Below are 19,692 nucleotides of genomic sequence, written 5' to 3'. Positions count from 1 at the left end.
GCAAGGACCAAGGGTTCTAACCAACGCCTACTGAATTTGTTCAGGCGTCACGATCACCCAGTTCTTGTCCGCCGTCACCGGCAGCCCTTCTTTGGCTTGTGCAGCAGCATTCTTGGCGATCATGGCGTTGAGCTGGTCCATGTACTTGGGCTTGCGGTTGATCCACAGGTGGATGCCGCCTTTGTCGACATCGACGCCGTGGAACAGCATGTAGCCATCACTGGTGGGGGTGTCGCCGCCGACCAGCACCGGGCGTTTCCATTCATCGATGTAAGTGAGAATGGCCGCCTGCTTGCCGGCCATCCAGGTGGCTGGAGTCCACAGGTAGGGGGTCAGTTCGAGGTTCTCGTTGGCCTTGGGATCGTAGTGCCCGGCGCTGATCTGCTTGCGCGCGGTGGTGAGTTGGCCATTGCTGCGGTCCTTGAGCAGTTGGGTGACGCCAATCACGTTCTGCGGTTTGACGTTGTAGCCGTACTTGGGATCGGAGGCCACCATGCGTACCAGCTCTTCGCCCGCTGCGGTGATCACGTAGACCTCGATGCCATTCTCCATCAGCTTGTTGTACAGCTCGGTCTGGCCGACGAAGACCTTGGGCGGTTGTACCTCGGTGGTCTTGAGCTGATCGCCTTCGAAGTAGGTCGCAGGAATGGGTTTGCCCGAGGCCATCAGCTCATCGACCTGAACCTTCAGCTCCTTGAGGGTAAAGCCTGAAAACACTTGGGCGATCCACGGGTAGCAGACCATGTCGTCGAGTTCGCACAGCCGGTAGTAGTAGCTGAACAGGCTTTCCTTGTGCTCGGCTGTGTCCTTGAACGGCATCAGCTTGAGCGACGGGTCGAGTTTGTCGCGGGTCAGCAGGCCCTTGTTCTCCATGAATGGCAGCAGCGATTCTTCAAGGTCGTAGCGGTAACTGGTGTTGTCCATGTCGAACACCGCGTAGTTACCCTTGTTGGCGTTGGCGGCAATCATGCTGTCGAGCTGCTTGGCGGCGTCGGCCGGCCAATGCTTGAGTTCGGTCGCCGAGGCGTGAACGCTGAACAACAGGGACAACGCGACGGCAGCTGCTTTGGGTGCGAACTTCATGCAGGCATCTCCTGAAATGACCTGAACAAACTAGTCGACGAATCCTGCCCGCGCTGTATGACAACGACCCATTCGATGCTGAAAGCGCCTACTGCATATCCGCTGGCGACCCGTGCATATTCCAGAAACGACTATGCACATTCGATTTGGGTATAAATTGCTTGGCTTTCAGGCTGTTAGCATTTCCGGTTGGCAATCGCGCAATACCCTCGATGCCCCCTGCTTCTTCGTTCTGGAGCTTCAATGAACCTGCCGCTGTCCCTCAATCTTCTGGCGTTCCTGGCCCTGCTACTGGGCCTGGCGCAAACCCGGCGTACCGACTGGAGCCTGGCGAAAAAAGTCTTGCTCGGCCTGGTGCTTGGCGTGTTGTTCGGCCTGGTGCTGCACACCCTGTACGGCGCCGGGCACCCGGTGCTCAAGGCCACCATCGGCTGGCTCGACCTGGTCGGCAACGGCTATGTCGGGCTGTTGCAGATGATCGTCATGCCGCTGATCTTCGCCTCGATCCTCAGCGCCGTGGCGCGTCTGCACAACGCCTCCTCCCTGGGCCGCATCAGCGTGCTGAGCATCGGCACGCTGCTGATCACCACCGCCATCGCCGCGCTGATCGGCATCCTGCTGACCAACCTGTTCGGCCTCAGCGCCGAGGGGCTGATCGCTGGCGTGCAGGAAAGCGCTCGGTTGCAGGCTATCCACGCCGACTACGCCGGCAAGGTCGCCGACCTCAACGTGCCGCAATTGCTGCTGTCGTTCATCCCAAGCAACCCGGTCGGTGATCTGGCGCGGGCCAAACCGACCTCGATCATCAGCGTGGTGATCTTCGCGGTGTTCCTCGGCATGGCGGCGCTGCAGTTGGTGCGCGACGATGCCGAAAAGGGCAACCGCGCGCTGTCGGCCATCGACACCCTGCAAGCCTGGGTCATGCGCCTGGTGCGCCTGGTGATGAAGCTCACCCCCTACGGCGTGTTGGCGCTGATGGCGAAAGTGGTGGCCAGCTCCAACCTCGACGACATCCTCAAGCTGGGCAGCTTCGTGGTGGTGTCGTACCTGGGCCTTGGGCTGATGTTCGTGGTCCATGGGCTGATCCTCAGCGCCATCGGCGTCAGCCCGCTGCGCTTCCTGCGCAAGGTCTGGCCGGTGCTGACCTTCGCTTTCACCAGCCGCTCCAGTGCCGCCAGCATTCCGCTGAACATCGAAGCGCAGACCCTGCGCCTGGGCGTGCCGCAGTCGATCGCAAGCTTCAGCGCGTCGTTCGGCACCACCATTGGCCAGAACGGCTGCGCGGGCCTGTACCCGGCGATGCTGGCGGTGATGGTCGCCCCCACCGTGGGCATCGACCCGTTCGACCCGCTGTGGATCGCCACCTTGGTGGCGATCGTCACCCTCAGCTCGGTAGGCGTCGCAGGCGTCGGTGGCGGCGCCACGTTTGCCGCTTTGATCGTGCTGCCGGCCATGGGCCTGCCGGTTGAACTGGTGGCGTTGCTGATCTCGGTCGAGCCGCTGATCGACATGGGCCGCACGGCGCTCAACGTCAACGGTTCGATGACCGCCGGCATGGTCACCAGTCAGTTGCTCAAGCAGACCGACGCCCAGGTCTTGGCTGCCGACGAGCACGTGCAGCTCAAGCACACCTGAGTCAGCGCGCGCCTTCCACCAGCAATTCGGCAAAGGCCCGGGCCATTGCCGAATTGCCATGCTGACGCTGCACCAGCCACACCGCGGTGATGGCGTCTTCGTCGAGCAGGGTGCGATACACCACCCCTTCGATGCGCATGCGCTGGTAAGACGCCGGCAGCACCGACACCCCCAGCCCCGCCGATACCAGGCCGATGATGGTCATGGCTTCGCCGACTTCCTGAGTGAAGTGCGGGGTGAAGCCGGCCTGTCGTGCCAGGCTCAGTAACTGCGCGTGCAGACCGCTGCCATAGCTGCGTGGGAAAAACACGAATGGCTCGTCGGCCAACTGCGCCATGTACAGGCCGGCTTCGCTGCCCTGCGCCAGCGCGTGCGAGGCATTGAGCACCGCCACCAGCGGTTCGCGCAGCAACTCGGTGACCACCAGCCCTTCAGGCAGCGGCATGGGCCGCATCAGGCCGACCTCGATCGACTCATCGAACACCCCGGCCGCCACATCGCGGCTGCTCATCTCCTTGAGGTCCAGGTGCACGGCGGGGAAGCGCTGGCGGAAGGCATACAGGGCCTTGGGAATCTTCGAGGTGAACGGCGCCGATGAGGTGAAGCCGATCTTCATTTCGCCCAGCTCGCCCAATTGCGCCCGGCGCGCCACATCGGCGGCTTTTTCCACCTGTGCCAGCACCTGGCGCGCTTCATCGAGAAACAGCCTGCCAGCCTCACTCAACTCGACCCGGCGGTTGGTGCGCTCGAACAGCCGTGCGCCGAGCTCGTGCTCCAGCGCCTGAATCTGCTGGCTCAGCGGCGGCTGGGAAATGCCCAGTTGCTGCGCGGCGCGGCCGAAGTGCAGTTCCTCGGCCACGGCAATGAAATAACGCAAATGGCGCAGCTCCATGGCAACTCCTCAATAGGTCGTGAAAGCTCTCAAATAGGTCGAACAATATATTGGAACTAATCATTAGCCAGCTATATGATTTTTTCCATTGCCTGCATGCCGCCCCACCCGAGGTAGACTTCGTGAAATCCGCTGTAGCCCCATTGCCTTCCCCTGCTGCGCCTGCCCTGGCCGCCTCGGTGACCGATATCTGGATCGAGAAAGGATCGCCAGCGTTCATGAAGACCGTGCTGGCACTGTTCAGCGGCGGCTTCGCAACCTTTGCCCTGCTCTACTGCGTGCAGCCGATGATGCCGCTGCTGTCGCACGAGTTCGCCATCAATGCTGCGCAGAGCAGCCTGGTGCTGTCGGTGTCCACGGCGATGCTGGCCATCGGGCTGCTGATCACCGGGCCGATTTCCGACCGTATCGGACGCAAGCCGGTAATGGTCTTCGCGCTGCTCTGCGCCGCGCTTGCGACCCTCGCCAGCGCGGTCATGCCAACTTGGGAAACGGTCCTCGTCAGTCGCGCCTTGGTAGGTCTTTCGCTGAGCGGTCTGGCGGCAGTGGCGATGACTTACCTGAGCGAAGAAATCGCCCCGCAGCACATCGGCCTGGCGATGGGCCTGTACATCGGCGGCAACGCCATCGGCGGTATGTGCGGGCGGCTGATCAGCGGCGTGCTGATCGATTTCGTCAGTTGGCACACGGCATTGCTGGTCATGGGCGGTCTGGCGTTGGTGGCGGCGCTGGTGTTCTGGAAGGTGCTGCCCGAATCACGCAATTTCCGCCCGCAATCGTTGCGTCCACGGCGCCTGCTCGATGGCTTCGTGCTGCACTTCAAGGATGCCGGGCTGCCGTGGCTGTTCCTCGAAGCGTTCCTGCTCATGGGCGCGTTCGTCACGCTGTTCAACTACATCGGCTACCGCTTGCTGGACGGGCCGTATCACATGAATCAGGCGCTGGTCGGCCTGCTGTCGATCGTCTACCTGTCGGGCATCTACAGCTCGGCGCAGGTCGGCGCGCTGGCCGACAAACTCGGTCGACGCCGGGTGTTCTGGGCCAGCATCGTGGTGATGGCCAGCGGTATGCTGCTGACCATGGCTACGCCGCTGCCGCTGATCATCGTCGGCATGCTGGTGTTCACCTTCGGTTTCTTCGGCGCGCACTCGGTGGCCAGCAGCTGGATCGGCCGCCGTGCGCTCACCGCCAAGGGCCAGGCATCATCGCTGTACCTGTTCAGCTACTACGCAGGGTCGAGTGTGGCCGGGACGGCCGGTGGGGTGTTCTGGCATCTGGGCGGCTGGAACGGCATCGGCCTGTTCATCGGCGGCCTGTTAGCCATCGCTTTGCTGATCGCCCTGCACCTGAGCCGACTGCCGACCAAGACCGCCTGATCGACAGTGGACAACGGGCCAGGCCGTTGCGGCCCGGCCAACGCCCGCTAATTCAGCCGTGGTACTGCGCCGACAGCTCGTGCACGGCATTGATGAATACGCCGGCATTGGCCGGGTCGACCTCCGGGGTGATGCCGTGGCCGAGGTTGAACACATGGCCGCTGCCTGAGCCATAGCTGGCGAGAATGCGCGCCACTTCCTTGCGGATCGCCGCAGGGTTGGCATACAGCACGGTAGGGTCCATGTTGCCTTGCAGGGCCACTTTGCCACCGACGCGCTGACGTGCTTCGCCGATGTCGCAGGTCCAGTCCAGGCCCAGCGCATCGGCCCCGGCATCGGCGATGCTTTCCAGCCACAGGCCGCCGTTCTTGGTGAACAGAATCACCGGTACCTTGCGCCCTTCATGCTCGCGAATCAGGCCGCTGACGATCTTGCGCATGTAGGCCAGGGAGAATTCCTGATACGCCGCCGACGACAGGTTGCCGCCCCAGGTATCGAAGATCTGCACCGCCTGCGCCCCGGCCAGAATCTGCCCATTGAGGTAGCTGGTGACCGACTGCGCCAGCTTGTCGAGCAGCATGTGCAGGGCTTGCGGGGTGTCGTAGGCCATGGCCTTGATCTTGCGGAAGTCTTTCGACGAGCCGCCTTCGACCATGTAGGTGGCCAGGGTCCAGGGGCTGCCGGAGAAGCCGATCAGCGGCACACGACCATTGAGTTCGCGGCGAATGGTGCTGACCGCGTCCATGACGTAGCCGAGGTCTTTCTGCGCATCGGGCACCGGCAGCGCCTCGATGTCGGCCAGGTTGCTGACCACCTTCTTGAAACGCGGGCCTTCGCCGGTTTCGAAGTACAGGCCCTGGCCCATGGCATCGGGGATGGTGAGGATGTCGGAGAACAGGATCGCCGCGTCGAGCGGGTAGCGCTCCAGCGGTTGCAGGGTGACCTCGCAGGCGAACTGCGGGTTCTTGCACAGGCTCATGAAGTCGCCGGCCTTGGCACGGCTGGCGCGGTATTCAGGCAAATAGCGACCGGCCTGGCGCATCATCCAGACAGGCGTGACGTCTACGGGTTGCTTGAGCAGTGCGCGCAGGAAACGATCGTTCTTCAGGGCAGTCATGTCGGCATCCGGCAAAAAAGTGCCGGCATTTTCTCAGACCCCGAAGGAAAAGGCACGGACGATGCCTCTCGTTCTGCCCGATGGGTGCTTTGGGTCAAGATTGTCGGGAGCTGGCGCGGTGCAGACGCGACCGCTGTGGCCGCGCCTGCACCCTCGATCAGACCTCGAGGTAATCCAGAATCCCTTCAGCCGCGGTGCGGCCTTCGAAGATCGCGGTCACCACCAGGTCCGAACCGCGCACCATGTCGCCGCCGGCGAAGATCTTCGGGTGGCTGGTCTGGTGCTTGAACACGCCTTTTTCCGGGGCCACGACACGGCCCTGGCTGTCGGTGTCGATGCCGAACTGCTCGAACCATGGCGCCGGGCTTGGACGGAAGCCGAAAGCGATCACCACGGCATCGGCCGGCAGGATCTGCTCGGAACCTGGAATCGGCTCGGGGCTGCGACGGCCACGGGCATCGGGTTCGCCAAGACGGGTTTCCACCACCTTGACGCCCTCGACCTTGTCTTCACCGACGATGGCGATGGGCTGGCGGTTGTAGAGGAACTTGACCCCTTCTTCCTTGGCGTTCTTCACCTCTTTGCGCGAACCGGGCATGTTCGCCTCGTCGCGCCGGTAGGCGCAGGTGACGCTGGCCGCGCCCTGGCGGATCGAGGTGCGGTTGCAGTCCATCGCCGTGTCGCCACCACCGAGCACGACCACGGTCTTGCCCTGCATGTCGACGAAGTCTTCCGGGTTCTTTTCGAAGCCCAGGTTGCGATTGACGTTGGCGATGAGGAAGTCCAGCGCATCGTGCACGCCAGGCAGCTCTTCACCGGGGAAGCCGCCCTTCATGTAGGTGTAGGTGCCCATGCCCATGAACACCGCATCGTAGTCGGCCAGCAACTGCTCGAGGGTGACGTCGCGGCCGACCTCGGTGTTGAGGCGAAACTCGATGCCCATGCCGCTGAAGACTTCGCGGCGATTGCTCAGCACGCTCTTTTCCAGCTTGAACTCAGGGATGCCGAAGGTCAGCAGGCCGCCGATTTCCGGGTTGCGGTCGAACACCACCGGCGTTACCCCGGCACGCACCAGTACGTCGGCACAGCCCAGACCGGCAGGGCCCGCGCCGATGATGGCAACGCGTTTCCCGGTCGGCTTGACCTTGGACATGTCCGGACGCCAGCCCATGGCGAAGGCGGTGTCGGTGATGTACTTCTCCACCGAACCGATGGTCACTGCGCCGAAGCCATCATTGAGGGTGCACGCCCCTTCGCAGAGACGGTCTTGCGGGCATACGCGACCGCACACCTCCGGCAGGGTGTTGGTCTGGTGCGACAGTTCGGCAGCGGCCAGGATGTTGCCTTCCGACACCAGCTTCAGCCAGTTGGGAATGAAGTTGTGCACCGGGCACTTCCATTCGCAGTACGGGTTGCCGCAACCCAGGCAGCGGTGGGCCTGTTCGACCGACTGCTGGGGTTTGAAGGGCTCGTAGATCTCGACGAACTCTTTCTTGCGCTGGCGCAGCAGCTTTTTCTTGGGGTCTTTGCGCCCCACTTCGATGAACTGGAAGTCGTTACTCAGACGTTCAGCCATTTTTCAAAACCTCTCAACAGCAGCTGCAAGCCATTAGCCGCAAGCTGCAAGACGATCACGTAAGCCGAGCGAGCTGCGCTGCCTGTACTTGCAGCTTGCAGCTCGCCACTTGCAGCTGTAGTTACTGCGGATTGGCGCGGGTGCTGGACAGCAGTTGCTTGAGATTGGCCGCCTTGGGCTTGACCAACCAGAAGCGACGCACGTAGTCGTCCAGGTTCTCCGAGAGCTCACGCCCCCATTCGCTGCCGGTTTCATCGACGTATTCGGCAAGGACCCGCGCCAGGTGGGTGCGGTACGCCTCCATCGCTTCGCCGCTGATGCGCTGGATTTCCACCAGTTCATGGTTGAGCTTGTCGACGAACGAGTTGTCCATGTCGAGCACGTAGGCGAAGCCGCCCGTCATGCCAGAACCGAAGTTGTAACCGGTCTTGCCCAGCACGCAGACAAAGCCGCCGGTCATGTATTCACAGCAGTGATCACCGGTGCCCTCGACCACGGTGTGGGCGCCGGAGTTACGCACAGCGAAACGCTCGCCGGCGGTGCCTGCGGCGAACAGCTTGCCGCCGGTGGCGCCGTACAGGCAGGTGTTGCCGACAATGGCACTGTGCTGGGTTTCGAACGGGCTGCCGGCAGGCGGCACGATGGTCAGCTTGCCACCGGTCATGCCCTTGCCGACGTAGTCGTTGGCATCGCCTTCCAGGTGCATGTGCAGGCCGCCGGCGTTCCACACCCCGAAGCTCTGCCCGGCAGTGCCCTTGAAGCGGAAGGTGATCGGCTTGGCCGCCATGCCCTGGTTGCCGTACAGGCGGGCGATTTCGCCGGATACCCGCGCGCCGATGGAACGGTCGCAGTTGCAGATGTCCACGGCGAACTCGCCACCGGCCTGGTCACGAATCGCCGGCAGGGCCATCTCGACCATGCGCTCGGCCAGCTCGCCTTTGTCGAACGGCGGGTTCTTCTCGACTTCGCAGAACTGCGGCTTGTCGGCCGGGATATGCGAACTGCCCAGCAGCGGGGTGAGGTCGAGGTGGTGCTGGCGCTCGGTGTCACCCGGCAGCACGTCGAGCAGATCGGTGCGTCCGATCAACTCACCGAGGCTGCGCACGCCAAGCTTGGCCAGCCACTCGCGGGTCTCTTCGGCAACGAACTTGAAGAAGTTGATCACCATGTCGACGGTGCCGATGTAGTGATCCTTGCGCAGTTTTTCGTTCTGCGTCGCAACACCGGTGGCGCAGTTGTTCAGGTGGCAGATGCGCAGGTACTTGCAGCCCAGGGCGATCATCGGCGCGGTGCCGAAACCGAAGCTTTCGGCGCCGAGGATCGCCGCCTTGATGACGTCCAGGCCGGTCTTCAGGCCGCCGTCGGTCTGCACTCGCACCTTGCCGCGCAAGTCGTTGCCGCGCAGGGTCTGGTGGGTTTCGGCCAGGCCCAGTTCCCACGGCGCCCCGGCGTACTTGATCGAAGTCAGCGGCGAAGCGCCGGTGCCGCCGTCGTAGCCGGAAATGGTGATCAGGTCGGCATAGGCCTTGGCCACGCCGGCCGCGATGGTGCCCACACCCGCTTCGGCCACCAGTTTGACCGAGACCAGCGCCTGCGGATTGACCTGCTTGAGGTCGTAGATCAGCTGCGAAAGGTCTTCGATGGAGTAGATGTCGTGGTGCGGCGGCGGCGAGATCAACGTCACGCCTGGCACCGCGTAGCGCAGCTTGGCGATCAGACCGTTGACCTTGCCGCCTGGCAACTGGCCGCCCTCACCGGGCTTGGCGCCCTGTGCCACCTTGATTTGCAGCACCTCGGCGTTGACCAGATATTCCGGGGTCACGCCGAAACGGCCAGTGGCCACCTGCTTGATCTTCGAGCTGCGCACGGTGCCGTAACGCGACGGGTCTTCACCGCCCTCACCGGAGTTGGAGCGTGCGCCCAGGCGGTTCATCGCCTCGGCCAGCGCCTCGTGGGCTTCGGGCGACAAGGCGCCGAGCGAGATACCCGCCGAGTCGAAGCGCTGCAGAATCGCCTCGAGCGGCTCGACCTCGGCCAGCTCCAGTGGCTGCTCGGCGACCTTGACCTTGAGCAGGTCGCGGATCATCGACACCGGGCGCTGATCGACCAGCGCGGTGTATTCCTTGAAGCGGCTGTAATCGCCCTGCTGCACCGCCGCCTGCAGGGTATTGACCACATCCGGGTTGTAGGCGTGGTACTCGCCGCCATGCACGAACTTCAGCAGGCCACCTTGCTGGATCGGCTTGCGCGCGCTCCAGGCTTCGGCGGCGAGCAGCTTCTGGTCGCTTTCCAGGTCGACGAAACGCGCGCCCTGGATTCGGCTCGGCACACCTTTGAAGCTCAGGTCGACCACTTCGGACGACAGGCCGATGGCTTCGAACAGCTGGGCGCCGCGGTAGGAACCGACGGTGGAAATGCCCATCTTCGAGAGGATTTTCAGCAGGCCCTTGGAGATGCCCTTGCGGTAGTACTTGAACACCTCGTCCAGATCGCCCAGCACTTCACCGGTGCGGATCAGGTCGGCCAATACTTCGTAGGCCAGGTACGGGTACACCGCCGAGGCGCCGAAGCCCAGCAACACGGCAAAGTGGTGCGGGTCACGGGCAGTGGCGGTTTCGACCAGGATGTTGCTGTCGCAGCGCAGGCCCTGCTCGGTCAGGCGGTGGTGCACGGCGCCAACGGCCAGCGAGGCATGCACCGGCAGACGGCCCGGGGCGATCAGACGGTCGCTCAGCACCAGTTGCGTCTTGCCCGCGCGCACCGCTTCTTCAGCCTGATCGGCGATGTTGCGCACCGCCGCTTCCAGGCCGAGGCTCTGCTCGTAGTTGAGGTCGATCAGCTGACGGTCGAAGCCTTCGCGCTCCAGGTTCATCAGCGTGCGCCATTTCGCAGGCGAGATCACCGGCGAGCTGAGGATCACCCGCGAAGCGTGCTCAGGCGACTCCTGGAAGATGTTGCGCTCGGCGCCCAGGCAGATTTCCAGAGACATGACGATCGCTTCGCGCAGCGGGTCGATCGGCGGGTTGGTGACCTGGGCGAACTGCTGGCGGAAGAAGTCGTACGGCGAGCGCACGCGCTGCGAGAGCACCGCCATCGGCGTGTCGTCGCCCATCGAGCCGACCGCTTCCTGGCCCTGCTCGCCGAGCGGGCGCAGCACCTGGTCACGCTCCTCGAAGGTGACCTGGAACATCTTCATGTACTGCTTGAGCTGGTCAGCGTCATAGCTGGCCACGCCCTCATCGCCCTCCAGGGTTCCCTGGATGCGCGTGGCGTGCTGACGCAGCCAGCGCTTGTACGGGTGGCGCGACTTGAGGCGGTTGTCGATGGCGTCGGTGTCGAGAATCTGCCCGGTTTCGGTGTCGACCGCGAAGATCTGCCCCGGGCCGACCCGGCCTTTGGCTAGAACGTCTTCGGGCTGGTAGTTCCACACGCCGATTTCCGAAGCGAGGGTGATGTAGCCGTTCTTGGTGGTCACCCAGCGCGCCGGACGCAGGCCGTTGCGGTCGAGCAGGCACACCGCGTGGCGGCCTTCGGTCATGACGATACCGGCCGGGCCATCCCACGCTTCCATGTGCATGGAGTTGTATTCGTAGAAGGCGCGCAGGTCGGCGTCCATGGTCTCGACGTTCTGCCAGGCCGGCGGCACCAGCATGCGCACGCCGCGGAAAAGGTCGATGCCACCGGTGACCATCAGCTCGAGCATGTTGTCCATGCTCGAGGAGTCCGAGCCCACGCGGTTGACCAGCGGGCCGAGCTCGTCGAGGTCGGGGATCAGGTCATTGGCGAACTTGGTGCGACGGGCCATGGCCCAGTTGCGGTTGCCGGTGATGGTGTTGATTTCGCCGTTGTGGGCGAGGAAGCGGAATGGCTGGGCCAGCGGCCATTTCGGCAGGGTGTTGGTGGAGAAGCGCTGGTGGAACACGCAAATAGCGGTTTGCAGACGCTCATCGCCCAGGTCTGGATAGAACGCCGCCAGGTCGCGCGGCATCATCAGGCCTTTGTAGATGATGGTCTTGTGGGAAAAGCTGCAGATGTAGTGGTCGCTGTCGTGGGCGTTGGCGACCGACGAGCGGCGGCGGGCGCTGAACAGCTTGATGGCGAAGTCCTGATCGCTCAGGCCTTCACCACCGATGAACACCTGCTCGATCTGCGGCAGGCGCTCGAGGGCCAGACGGCCGAGCACGCTGGTATCGATCGGCACCTTGCGCCAGCCGACCAGGCTCAGGCCTGCGGCGAGAATTTCACGGTCCATGTTGTCCCGAGCGGCTTGAGCCTTGATCGGGTCCTGATTGAAGAAAACCATGCCCACGGCGTACTGCTTGGGCAGCGCGGTGGAGAAGTGCTCCTGGGCCACGGCACGCAGGAACTGATCGGGCTTCTGCATGAGCAGGCCGCAACCGTCGCCGGTCTTGCCGTCGGCATTGATGCCGCCGCGGTGGGTCATGCAGGTCAGCGCCTGCATGGCGGTTTGCAGAAGGTGGTGACTGGGCTCGCCCGTCATATGGGCGATCAGGCCAAAACCACAGTTATCCTTGAATTCTTCGGGGTGGTACAGACCTGTTTTCATAGACACTTTCTCACCAGGTTCGCCTCTCGACGAAGGCTAAACTCTTTTTAGAACAGACACTTGACGCCCACACTGGTCGATTGCCAGTTTTTTTGTGGGGTGAAGGAATTCCATTGTTGCACAGGGGCAGCGACGCCCACAAATTTTCATGACGCATCATTGAAAATTTATGTCGCTATTTTGAATGTTTTAGCACGCACCGCCGTGGTCAGGCCTGTGCCGTGTGAAACGCTTCAGCCAGAACTGCATGGAGGGGGCTTTTGGCCGGCAGTCTGGGACAGAAAAGCCTGCCGCATCGGTGTGCAGCAGGCTCTCGGAGTGTCGGGAATCGCTCAGCAACTGGGCGGCGGGGTGATGCCGCCCGGAAGGATCAGCGGGCCGAGGCCAGCTCTTGTTGGACGCTGGCGACGGTTCGTGGCCAAGGTTTACCAGCCTGAACCTTCTCTGGCAAGTTCTTGATGGCCGCAATAGCAGCGTCACGGCTGGCGAAGTTACCGTAGGTCACCACGTACAGCGGCTTGCCCTGCAAGGATTTCTTGAAGTAGCGGTACTCGCCGCCCTGGGCTTTGACGAATGCCTGGGCCGAGGCCTCGGAGCTGGTGCCGAGAATCTGCACCACGTAGTTGCCCGCTTTCTGGCTGCTGTACCAACCGCTGTTGCCGCTGCCGCCGGTGGCTGCTGCCGGTTTTTCCGCAGGCTTGACAGCCGGCGCGGCCTTGGCGACCTGGGTAGGGGTCGAAGGCTGTGCAGGCGCGGGTTTGGCGGCGGGCGTTGCCGGTTTGGCCGGCTGGGTGGCCGCAGGCTTTTGCGCAGGTGCCTGAGCAATGGGCTGAGCGGGCGTGGGCGCCGGACCTGCCGAGACGCCTTCGGGCGGCGCGGTGGTGGTCACGGTCGGCGGATTGGACGGTTGCAGCGTGGTATTGCTGGCCGGACCGTTTTCCTCGCCATCGCCCATCCCTGCGGCTTCGGCCAACGGTTCGCGCACGACGGGCTGTTGCCCGCCAAGCGGCAGCGGCTTGGTGGTGCCGGAGAACTCGATGGCTGGGCTGCCATCGTTGGTCTGACCCTGCTGACTCTGCGTGACAGGCTCCTGGGCAGGCTTGTCACCTTTCTTGGGCATCAGCACCGCAGCGGCGACGGCCACCACGATGACTGCGGACAACGCCAGTACATGTTTCTTCGGCATAGTGAACCCCATGGTTGGTCGCTTGGCCGTGGTGCGGCTGGCGATCATGGCTTCGATCAATGTATCGCGGGCAACCTGGTTGATGATTCCAGGCCAGCCGTCGGAGTTTTCGTGGATGTCGGCCAGTTGCTCCCGGGTGAACAGGTCGATACCACGCCCTGCCCCTTCCAGGCGCTGTTCCAGGTATTCGCGCGTTTCGTCCTCGGTATAGGGCTCAAGCTCGATGACATGGAACCGCTCTTCGTCCGCACTGAACGCGTCCAGCCGAGCGATCAGCGACGGCTCACCGAACAGGAACACATGGGGGCGACCCTCAGCCACCCCGGCAGCCAACTCCAGCAACGCTTGGAGTGCCGACTCCTCGAGTTGTTCCGCATCGTCCACCAACAGATAGACTTCCTGGCCGGTCAGCGCCAACTGCACGACCTGGGAAAGAATGGCCTGCATTTCCGCCTTGGCGACGTTGAGCGACTGCGCCACCTGGCCCAGTACGCTGGCCGCATCCGCAGCTCCGCGGGCAGAAACCACCACGCTTTGCACCGACTGCTTGTTGGTGCTGGCCACCAGCGCCTGACGCAGCAGCGTCTTGCCGCTGCCCAATGGTCCTGTGACCACCAGCATCAGGTGGCTGTAGCGCGCCAGGTGGTGCAGCTGGCCCAACACCGGCTTGCGCTGGGCGGGAAAGAATTTGAACCCTGGCACCCGTGGGGCGAAAGGGTCGTGGCTCAACTCGTAATGGTCGAGGAAGGCCTCGTCGGCATGCAAACTGGTCATCGCGCTGTCACAACCTCAAAGCTGGGCCACGATGGCGCGGTAATCCGCCGCCAGCGTCGCCTGGAGAATCTGTGTCGGATAGTCGTCAGTGACGATGGCCTCGCCCATCTGGCGCAGCAGCACCAGACGCAGACGCCCATCGAGTACCTTCTTGTCGACTGCCATGTGTTCCATGAAGTGTGCCGGGGTCATTTCCGTCGGCGGTACCACCGGCAGGCCGGCAGCCTGCAACAGGCGGATGCCCCGGTCACGCTCGGCCTGATCGATCCAGCCCAGGCGCATGGACATTTCCAGCGCCATGACCGTACCCGCAGACACCGCCTCGCCATGCAGCCAGACGCCATAACCCATGTGCGTCTCGATGGCGTGGCCGAAGGTGTGACCGAGGTTGAGCGTGGCGCGCACGCCAGACTCGCGCTCATCGGCGCCCACCACCGCAGCCTTGGCCGCGCAGGAGCGGGCGATGGCTTCGGTGAGGGCGGCTGAATCGAGCCGGCGCAGGGCCGGCATCGTCTCTTCGAGCCAGGCGAGGAAGGGCTTGTCGCAGATCAGGCCGTACTTGATGACCTCGGCCAGCCCCGCCGACAGCTCGCGGGCCGGCAAGGTGCCAAGACTGGTGGTGTCGATCAGCACGGCATTGGGCTGATAGAACGCGCCGACCATGTTCTTGCCCAATGGATGATTGATGCCGGTCTTGCCGCCGACCGAGGAATCGACCTGGGACAACAGCGTGGTCGGCACCTGGATGAAGTCGACACCGCGCTGGTAGCACGCCGCTGCGAAACCGGCCATGTCGCCGATCACGCCACCGCCCAGGGCGATCACCGTGGTGCGACGGTCATGTCGGGCGCTGAGCAGCGCGTCGAAGATCAGTTGCAGGGTTTCCCAGTTCTTGTATGCCTCACCGTCGGGCAGTACCACCGGCAGCACCTTGTAGGCGCCGAGGGTGTGACTCAGGCGTTGCAGATACAAGGGGGCGACGGTTTCGTTGGACACGATTGCGACTTGCCGCCCGGTGATGTGCGGCGCCAGCAGTTCAGCCTGGTCCAGCAGGCCTTCGCCAATGTAGATGGGGTAGCTACGCTCGCCCAGATCGACTTTCAGTGTCTGCATGTATCCCCACGATGTACTGGAGCACGGGATCGTCGCAGCGACCCGCGCGAAAACGTTGAACGCGTCTCGGCAGTGGTCGCCGAGAATAGACGCGGCTTACCGGGGCGGCAACTGCTCGAGCCGTTCGAGAATGTCGAGTACCACCATACGCGGCGGGCGCTCGTCGGTCTCCACCACCAGGTCGGCAATTTCGCGGTAGAGCGGGTCGCGCAGTTCGAGCAGCGCGCGCAGCGTGGCTTCAGGGTTGGCCGTGCGCAGCAACGGGCGGTTTCTGTCACGGGCGGTGCGCCCGACCTGCTGCTCCACCGAAGCGTGCAGGTAGATCACCCGCCCACCCTGGCGCAGGGCCTGACGATTGGCCTCACGCATGACAACGCCGCCGCCGGTGGCCAGTACCACGCCTTGAAGTTCGCACAGCTCGCCGATCATGGCCTGTTCGCGGTCGCGAAAGCCTGGCTCGCCTTCCTTGTCGAAGATCCACGGGATATTGGCGCCCGTGCGCAGTTCGATTTCCTTGTCGGAATCCTTGAACAGCAAACGCAGCTCTTTGGCCAGCAAGCGGCCGATGGTGCTTTTACCCGCGCCCATCGGCCCCACAAGTATCATATTTCGCACAGAATCAACGACTCACAGCTATCGCCTGGTCTCCCATGATACGCGGAGTCAGAAAGACCAAAAGCTCGGATTTTTTCTCTTGTAATGCATCGCGTCGAAACAGCCGCCCAACATACGGCAGATCACCGAGAAATGGCACCTTGTCGGACACTTTGTTTTGCGACGTCGAATACACGCCGCCAATCACAATGGTATCGCCATTGGCCACGCGGACCTTGGCGTTGACCTCGTTCTTTCGGATCGGCGGTACGTCGTTCAGGGCGTTGAGGTAGTCGGGTTCGTCCTTGGTCACGCGCACGGTCATGATGACATCGCCATCCGGGGTGATCTGTGGGGTGACTTCCAGTGACAGCGAGGCCTCGCGGAACGAGGTCGAGGTCGCACCGCTCTTGCTGGTCTCCTGGTACGGCACCTCGGTGCCCTTGAGAATCCTTGCGGTTTCCTTGTCGGCCGTGAACACCTTGGGCTGGGAGATGATCTCGCCGTTGCCGGTCTTTTCCATGGCGCTCAGCTCCAGGTCGAGCAGCACCTCGCTGCGCAGCAGGCCCAGGCCAATCACCGCCCCTGCGCGCTCCACGCCCAGGTCGACGAACAGCTCCTTGCCGGCGCGCGCGCCCTCCTCGTACAGGCCACTGCCCCAGCGTACCCCCAGCCCCTGCTGGTAATCGACATTCACCTCGACGATACGCGCCTCGATCATCACCTGACGCACCGGCACATCCAGTTGCCGGACCAGCGTGCGCAGTTCTTGCAGACGCTGCGCCGGCTGGCTGACGATCAAGGTGTTGGTGCGCACATCCACGCTCAGCCCACCGCGGGTGGCAAAACCCGGTTCATCGCCCAGCGCGGTGAGCAGCAAGTCGGCCAGCTGCGCAGCATTGGCGTGGTGGATGGGCAAAAGCTCGCGCTGCAGCGGCTGTTGCTGCGCTTCGTGCACATCCCCCAGCCGCGCCTGCGCAGCCTGCTCGACCAGCTCCGAAGTGGGTGCAACCAGCAGCACGTTGCCTTCCTGGCGCCGGCTCAGGCCTTTGCTGCGCAAGACCAGGTCCAGGGCCTGCTGCCAGCCGACTTGCTCGAGCCGCAAGGTGACCCGCCCTTGAACCGTATCGCTGGCCACCAGGTTGACTCCGGCGTGTTCGGCCAGCACCTGCAGCACCGCACGTACCTCGACATCCTGAAAATTCAACGACAGCCGTTCATCCTCGCTCGCCTGCGCCTGCATCGGCAGCCACATCAGCATCAGCGACACCAGAATCGGCAACACCGCCCAGCACCCTCGCCTCCTTGCCGTCTCGCTCATCTGCACCTCGATTACCCACGCTGTTTCCAAGCCACAACGTCCTGTTGTGCTCCTGCCACATGTCGCCAAGGAAAATGCGTTCCTGTACCCGCACCTGCCCGGCTTCGACTGCCACCACCTTGCCCTGATAACGCCCCAGGGCGTCACCGACCCGCACCCGATGAATACGCCCGGCAGCGGCGATCAGCGCCTGCCGTCGCTGCGCACTGAACAGGCTGCCGACCATTTTCAACTGTTCCAGCGGCACACCGCGCAGATCGCCGGCCACCCGCTGCGTCGACCACGGGCGAAACAGATCGACCTCAAGCGCAGGCGCGCGGCCACGGGCGGGCTGTTCGGCCAGTGACACCGGCGCAGCCAGGACCTCACCAGGGTGGTAGGCGGTGACGCGCAGGTGTGCCTGAACGCGCCCGGCATCGGTCGAGGACTGGGTCAAGCGCAGCTCGCCAACACGCAGCAGGCGCATCTGCCCCAGCCAGTCATCGAGCCACTGGCGTAATGCCGGGTAGCTGCCGCCGGCCTGAATCTGCAGGGTCGAGGGGCGGAAATCGGCTTGCGCAGGCTCTGCGGCAATCGCCACCTGCTCGAAGGCCAGGCCATGGGCATGCCCTGCCCGGCTCAGTTGATCGAGCAGATCGCTGCTGTCTTCGCCGGCCGCCAGCCGCCAGCGGCTGTCGAGCAAGCGCGCGCTGGCCTGCGCCACTGCCTCGCGCTCGGCCTGCACATGTTCGGCCTGTGTGCGCAACTGGGCGTGGAGGGTGCGCAGCTGCTGGGCCTGGGCCAAGGCCTGCTCGAGCGCGTGTTGCGAGGCCTGCACGCGCACCCAGTAACCTACTGCGACCACCGCCGACATCAGCAGCAGCACCAGCAGCAGCCTCTGTAACCAGTGCCGCGCCGCCATCGCCTGCCAGTCGAGCCATAACAGCGCCTTCATGACCAGCGCGCTGGCAGCCTGGCGAGCAGTTCGAACGCCTCGCCATCGACGCTGTTGCGAATCGCACTGATCTCGACATCGCTCAGCATCCCCAACTGCTGCAACTCGCGCACCCACTGGGCGACCAGGGCAGGCGATGCGGCCAGGCCGATCAGCACCACCCGTTCACCGTCAAGGCGCAGTTCGGTGAGCTGCAGGCCGCTGGGCATGGCCTGCTCAAGACCGGCGAGCATGCTCGGCAGCAGCGCTTGATCGCTTCTCAGGCGAGTCAGCACGCGCTGGCGCAGCTCCAGTGCAGCCCGCGCCGCACGCAGCTCATCGAGTGTCTGCACATCGGTTTGCAGGCGTTCGACCTGACGCTGCGCGTCAGCATTGGCCAGACGCTGCTCGCGCACACGCGACTGCGCCAACTGATCGATCACCGTCACCAGCGCCAACGCGCCCACCGTGCCGGCCACGAGTGTGGCCTGAAAGCGCCGTACCGCGGCGTGGCGGCGCTGCTCGCGCCAAGGCAGCAAGTTCAGCCGAATCATCAGCGCAGCCCTCCCAACGCCAGGCCATGGGCCAACGCCAGCCGGCCAACCTGGCTGCGCAGTTGCTCGTCGATCGGCGCGCCGGGCTGCATCGACTCCAGCGGCGTCCACACTGCGCAGGCCAGGCCCAGTTGCGCAGACAGCACCTGAGCCAACGCCTCGCTGGCGCGCGCGCCGGTCAACGACAACTGCGTGGGAGGGCCAAGCGCTGAAGCCTCTTGCCACAGCCCGCGGAGCCAGTCGACGCAGGCCAGTGGATCGCTGCCGGGAAGTTCTGGCGCTCGTTGCTGCAGCGCCAGGTGCCGGGCGCCCCAGCGGTGCAACAGCACTTCGTTCGCCTCCACCTGCAACAACGCCGCGCCCTCGGCAGCGCCACCGCGTAGCAGTCGCAACAGGGCAAAGCTGTCTACCTCGATGCCGACCAGTTGCAACCCGGCCTCGGCACAGAGTTGCTCGTAGGGATCTATCAGGCTCTGTCGGCACGCGGCCACCAGCACCTCGACCTGGCCCGGCTGGGCTGCAGGGCCGAGCACCTGAAAGTCCAGGGCAAGATCATCCAGCGGAAAAGGCAACAACTGCTCGGCCTGACGCAACAGCTGCTGCTCTAGCTGGGTGTCGACAAGACCGGCCGGCAGCGCGCAGGTCTTGCAGATCACCTGGGCGGCCGGCAACGCCAGAACGACCTTGCGCTGACGGCTGGCGCAGCGCTGCACGGCCCGGCGCAACGGCTGGCACAACCCTGGCAGCGGTGTACTGCGCTCGAGCATTTCCACCGCCCACGCGCTGATGCGGGGCCGGCCGCGGCGGCGGTTCAATTGCACGATTCGAATGGAGTCGGCGGCGATTTCCACCGCCAGAGGTGAACTGGCATCCCTGCCTATGCGTCCAAGCACTGGTTTTTCCTTTTCTGCGGGTGGCGATACCCCGGCTCCAGAGGTCGATCAAGCCGTTCACTGACAGTCGGCGGACTGCCCGGACGGTGACCCAGTCA

The 19,692-nt window shown here is 63.9% G+C and carries 14 protein-coding genes; 2 read left to right on the top strand and 12 right to left on the bottom strand.

Translation table 11 applies throughout. From position 1 onward, the window contains the following. Positions 1-27: 27 nt before the first annotated feature. Positions 28-1,083 (bottom strand): hypothetical protein, encoded by a 1,056-nt coding sequence (locus H618_RS0101415; protein WP_028693361.1) that lies wholly within the window; start codon positions 1,081-1,083, stop codon positions 28-30. Positions 1,084-1,326: 243 nt separating this feature from the next. On the opposite strand from H618_RS0101415, the gene H618_RS0101410 reads away from it, so the two are divergent. Further along, positions 1,327-2,718, top strand: coding sequence for an L-cystine transporter (locus H618_RS0101410; protein WP_028693360.1), 1,392 nt, complete (start codon positions 1,327-1,329; stop codon positions 2,716-2,718). A gap of 1 nt (position 2,719) precedes the next feature. On the opposite strand, the gene H618_RS0101405 is transcribed toward H618_RS0101410, so the two are convergent. Next, the gene (locus H618_RS0101405; protein ID WP_028693359.1) at positions 2,720-3,610 is read right to left on the bottom strand and encodes a LysR family transcriptional regulator; all 891 of its coding nucleotides are present in this window, start codon (positions 3,608-3,610) and stop codon (positions 2,720-2,722) included. A gap of 143 nt (positions 3,611-3,753) precedes the next feature. On the opposite strand from H618_RS0101405, the gene H618_RS0101400 reads away from it, so the two are divergent. Then, positions 3,754-4,986 carry an MFS transporter gene (locus tag H618_RS0101400; RefSeq protein ID WP_425414153.1) on the top strand — a complete coding sequence of 411 codons (1,233 nt, stop codon included), beginning with the start codon at positions 3,754-3,756 and terminating at the stop codon, positions 4,984-4,986. A gap of 52 nt (positions 4,987-5,038) precedes the next feature. On the opposite strand, the gene hemE is transcribed toward H618_RS0101400, so the two are convergent. From hemE to pilM, 10 genes are all read right to left on the bottom strand, one after another. After that, the gene (gene hemE, locus H618_RS0101395; protein ID WP_028693357.1) at positions 5,039-6,103 is read right to left on the bottom strand and encodes a uroporphyrinogen decarboxylase; all 1,065 of its coding nucleotides are present in this window, start codon (positions 6,101-6,103) and stop codon (positions 5,039-5,041) included. Between the two features lie 157 nt (positions 6,104-6,260). Beyond that, entirely contained in the window at positions 6,261-7,679 is a 1,419-nt protein-coding gene (locus tag H618_RS0101390; RefSeq protein ID WP_028693356.1) for an FAD-dependent oxidoreductase, read from the bottom strand. A 121-nt stretch (positions 7,680-7,800) separates the two neighbouring features. Continuing rightward, positions 7,801-12,246 carry a glutamate synthase large subunit gene (gene gltB, locus H618_RS0101385; RefSeq protein ID WP_028693355.1) on the bottom strand — a complete coding sequence of 1,482 codons (4,446 nt, stop codon included), beginning with the start codon at positions 12,244-12,246 and terminating at the stop codon, positions 7,801-7,803. 370 nt (positions 12,247-12,616) lie between these two features. Beyond that, positions 12,617-14,206 carry an SPOR domain-containing protein gene (locus H618_RS0101380; RefSeq protein ID WP_028693354.1) on the bottom strand — a complete coding sequence of 530 codons (1,590 nt, stop codon included), beginning with the start codon at positions 14,204-14,206 and terminating at the stop codon, positions 12,617-12,619. Between the two features lie 15 nt (positions 14,207-14,221). Next, positions 14,222-15,319, bottom strand: a complete 1,098-nt coding sequence (gene aroB, locus H618_RS0101375; RefSeq protein ID WP_028693353.1) for a 3-dehydroquinate synthase — start codon at positions 15,317-15,319, stop codon at positions 14,222-14,224. Positions 15,320-15,415: 96 nt separating this feature from the next. Further along, positions 15,416-15,934, bottom strand: coding sequence for a shikimate kinase AroK (gene aroK, locus H618_RS0101370; RefSeq protein ID WP_028693352.1), 519 nt, complete (start codon positions 15,932-15,934; stop codon positions 15,416-15,418). Positions 15,935-15,938: 4 nt separating this feature from the next. Then, complete coding sequence (locus tag H618_RS0101365; protein WP_033727399.1) at positions 15,939-17,174, bottom strand: type IV pilus secretin PilQ; 1,236 nt, start codon at positions 17,172-17,174, stop codon at positions 15,939-15,941. Beyond that, positions 17,131-18,168 carry a pilus assembly protein PilP gene (locus H618_RS21090; protein ID WP_028693350.1) on the bottom strand — a complete coding sequence of 346 codons (1,038 nt, stop codon included), beginning with the start codon at positions 18,166-18,168 and terminating at the stop codon, positions 17,131-17,133. The genes H618_RS0101365 and H618_RS21090 overlap by 44 nt, the downstream gene beginning before the upstream one ends. Next, on the bottom strand, positions 18,165-18,701 hold the full coding sequence (locus H618_RS0101355) for a PilN domain-containing protein (protein WP_028693349.1): 537 nt from the start codon (positions 18,699-18,701) through the stop codon (positions 18,165-18,167). The genes H618_RS21090 and H618_RS0101355 overlap by 4 nt, the downstream gene beginning before the upstream one ends. Beyond that, positions 18,701-19,594: a type IV pilus biogenesis protein PilM gene (pilM, locus tag H618_RS21085; RefSeq protein WP_033727349.1), complete on the bottom strand. Its 894-nt coding sequence runs from the start codon at positions 19,592-19,594 to the stop codon at positions 18,701-18,703. Before pilM ends, H618_RS0101355 begins: the two co-directional genes overlap by 1 nt. Positions 19,595-19,692: the final 98 nt, after the last annotated feature.

Source organism: Pseudomonas cremoricolorata DSM 17059 = NBRC 16634 (assembly GCF_000425745.1).
Lineage (GTDB): Bacteria > Pseudomonadota > Gammaproteobacteria > Pseudomonadales > Pseudomonadaceae > Aquipseudomonas > Aquipseudomonas cremoricolorata.
The sequence above is the reverse complement of the archived record's forward strand: the minus strand, read 5'-3'. Positions and strand labels throughout refer to the sequence as shown.

What these genes read in the sequence shown, in the direction of transcription:
- hemE (WP_028693357.1), bottom strand. Translation starts at nt 6,103, where the DNA reads ATGACTGCCCTGAAGAACGATCGTTTCCTGCGCGCACTGCTCAAGCAA.
- H618_RS0101365 (WP_033727399.1), bottom strand. Translation starts at nt 17,174, where the DNA reads ATGCTGATGTGGCTGCCGATGCAGGCGCAGGCGAGCGAGGATGAACGG.
- H618_RS0101415 (WP_028693361.1), bottom strand. Translation starts at nt 1,083, where the DNA reads ATGAAGTTCGCACCCAAAGCAGCTGCCGTCGCGTTGTCCCTGTTGTTC.
- H618_RS0101355 (WP_028693349.1), bottom strand. Translation starts at nt 18,701, where the DNA reads ATGATTCGGCTGAACTTGCTGCCTTGGCGCGAGCAGCGCCGCCACGCC.
- gltB (WP_028693355.1), bottom strand. Translation starts at nt 12,246, where the DNA reads ATGAAAACAGGTCTGTACCACCCCGAAGAATTCAAGGATAACTGTGGT.
- aroB (WP_028693353.1), bottom strand. Translation starts at nt 15,319, where the DNA reads ATGCAGACACTGAAAGTCGATCTGGGCGAGCGTAGCTACCCCATCTAC.
- H618_RS0101390 (WP_028693356.1), bottom strand. Translation starts at nt 7,679, where the DNA reads ATGGCTGAACGTCTGAGTAACGACTTCCAGTTCATCGAAGTGGGGCGC.
- H618_RS0101410 (WP_028693360.1), top strand. Translation starts at nt 1,327, where the DNA reads ATGAACCTGCCGCTGTCCCTCAATCTTCTGGCGTTCCTGGCCCTGCTA.
- H618_RS0101405 (WP_028693359.1), bottom strand. Translation starts at nt 3,610, where the DNA reads ATGGAGCTGCGCCATTTGCGTTATTTCATTGCCGTGGCCGAGGAACTG.
- H618_RS0101380 (WP_028693354.1), bottom strand. Translation starts at nt 14,206, where the DNA reads ATGACCAGTTTGCATGCCGACGAGGCCTTCCTCGACCATTACGAGTTG.
- H618_RS21090 (WP_028693350.1), bottom strand. Translation starts at nt 18,168, where the DNA reads ATGAAGGCGCTGTTATGGCTCGACTGGCAGGCGATGGCGGCGCGGCAC.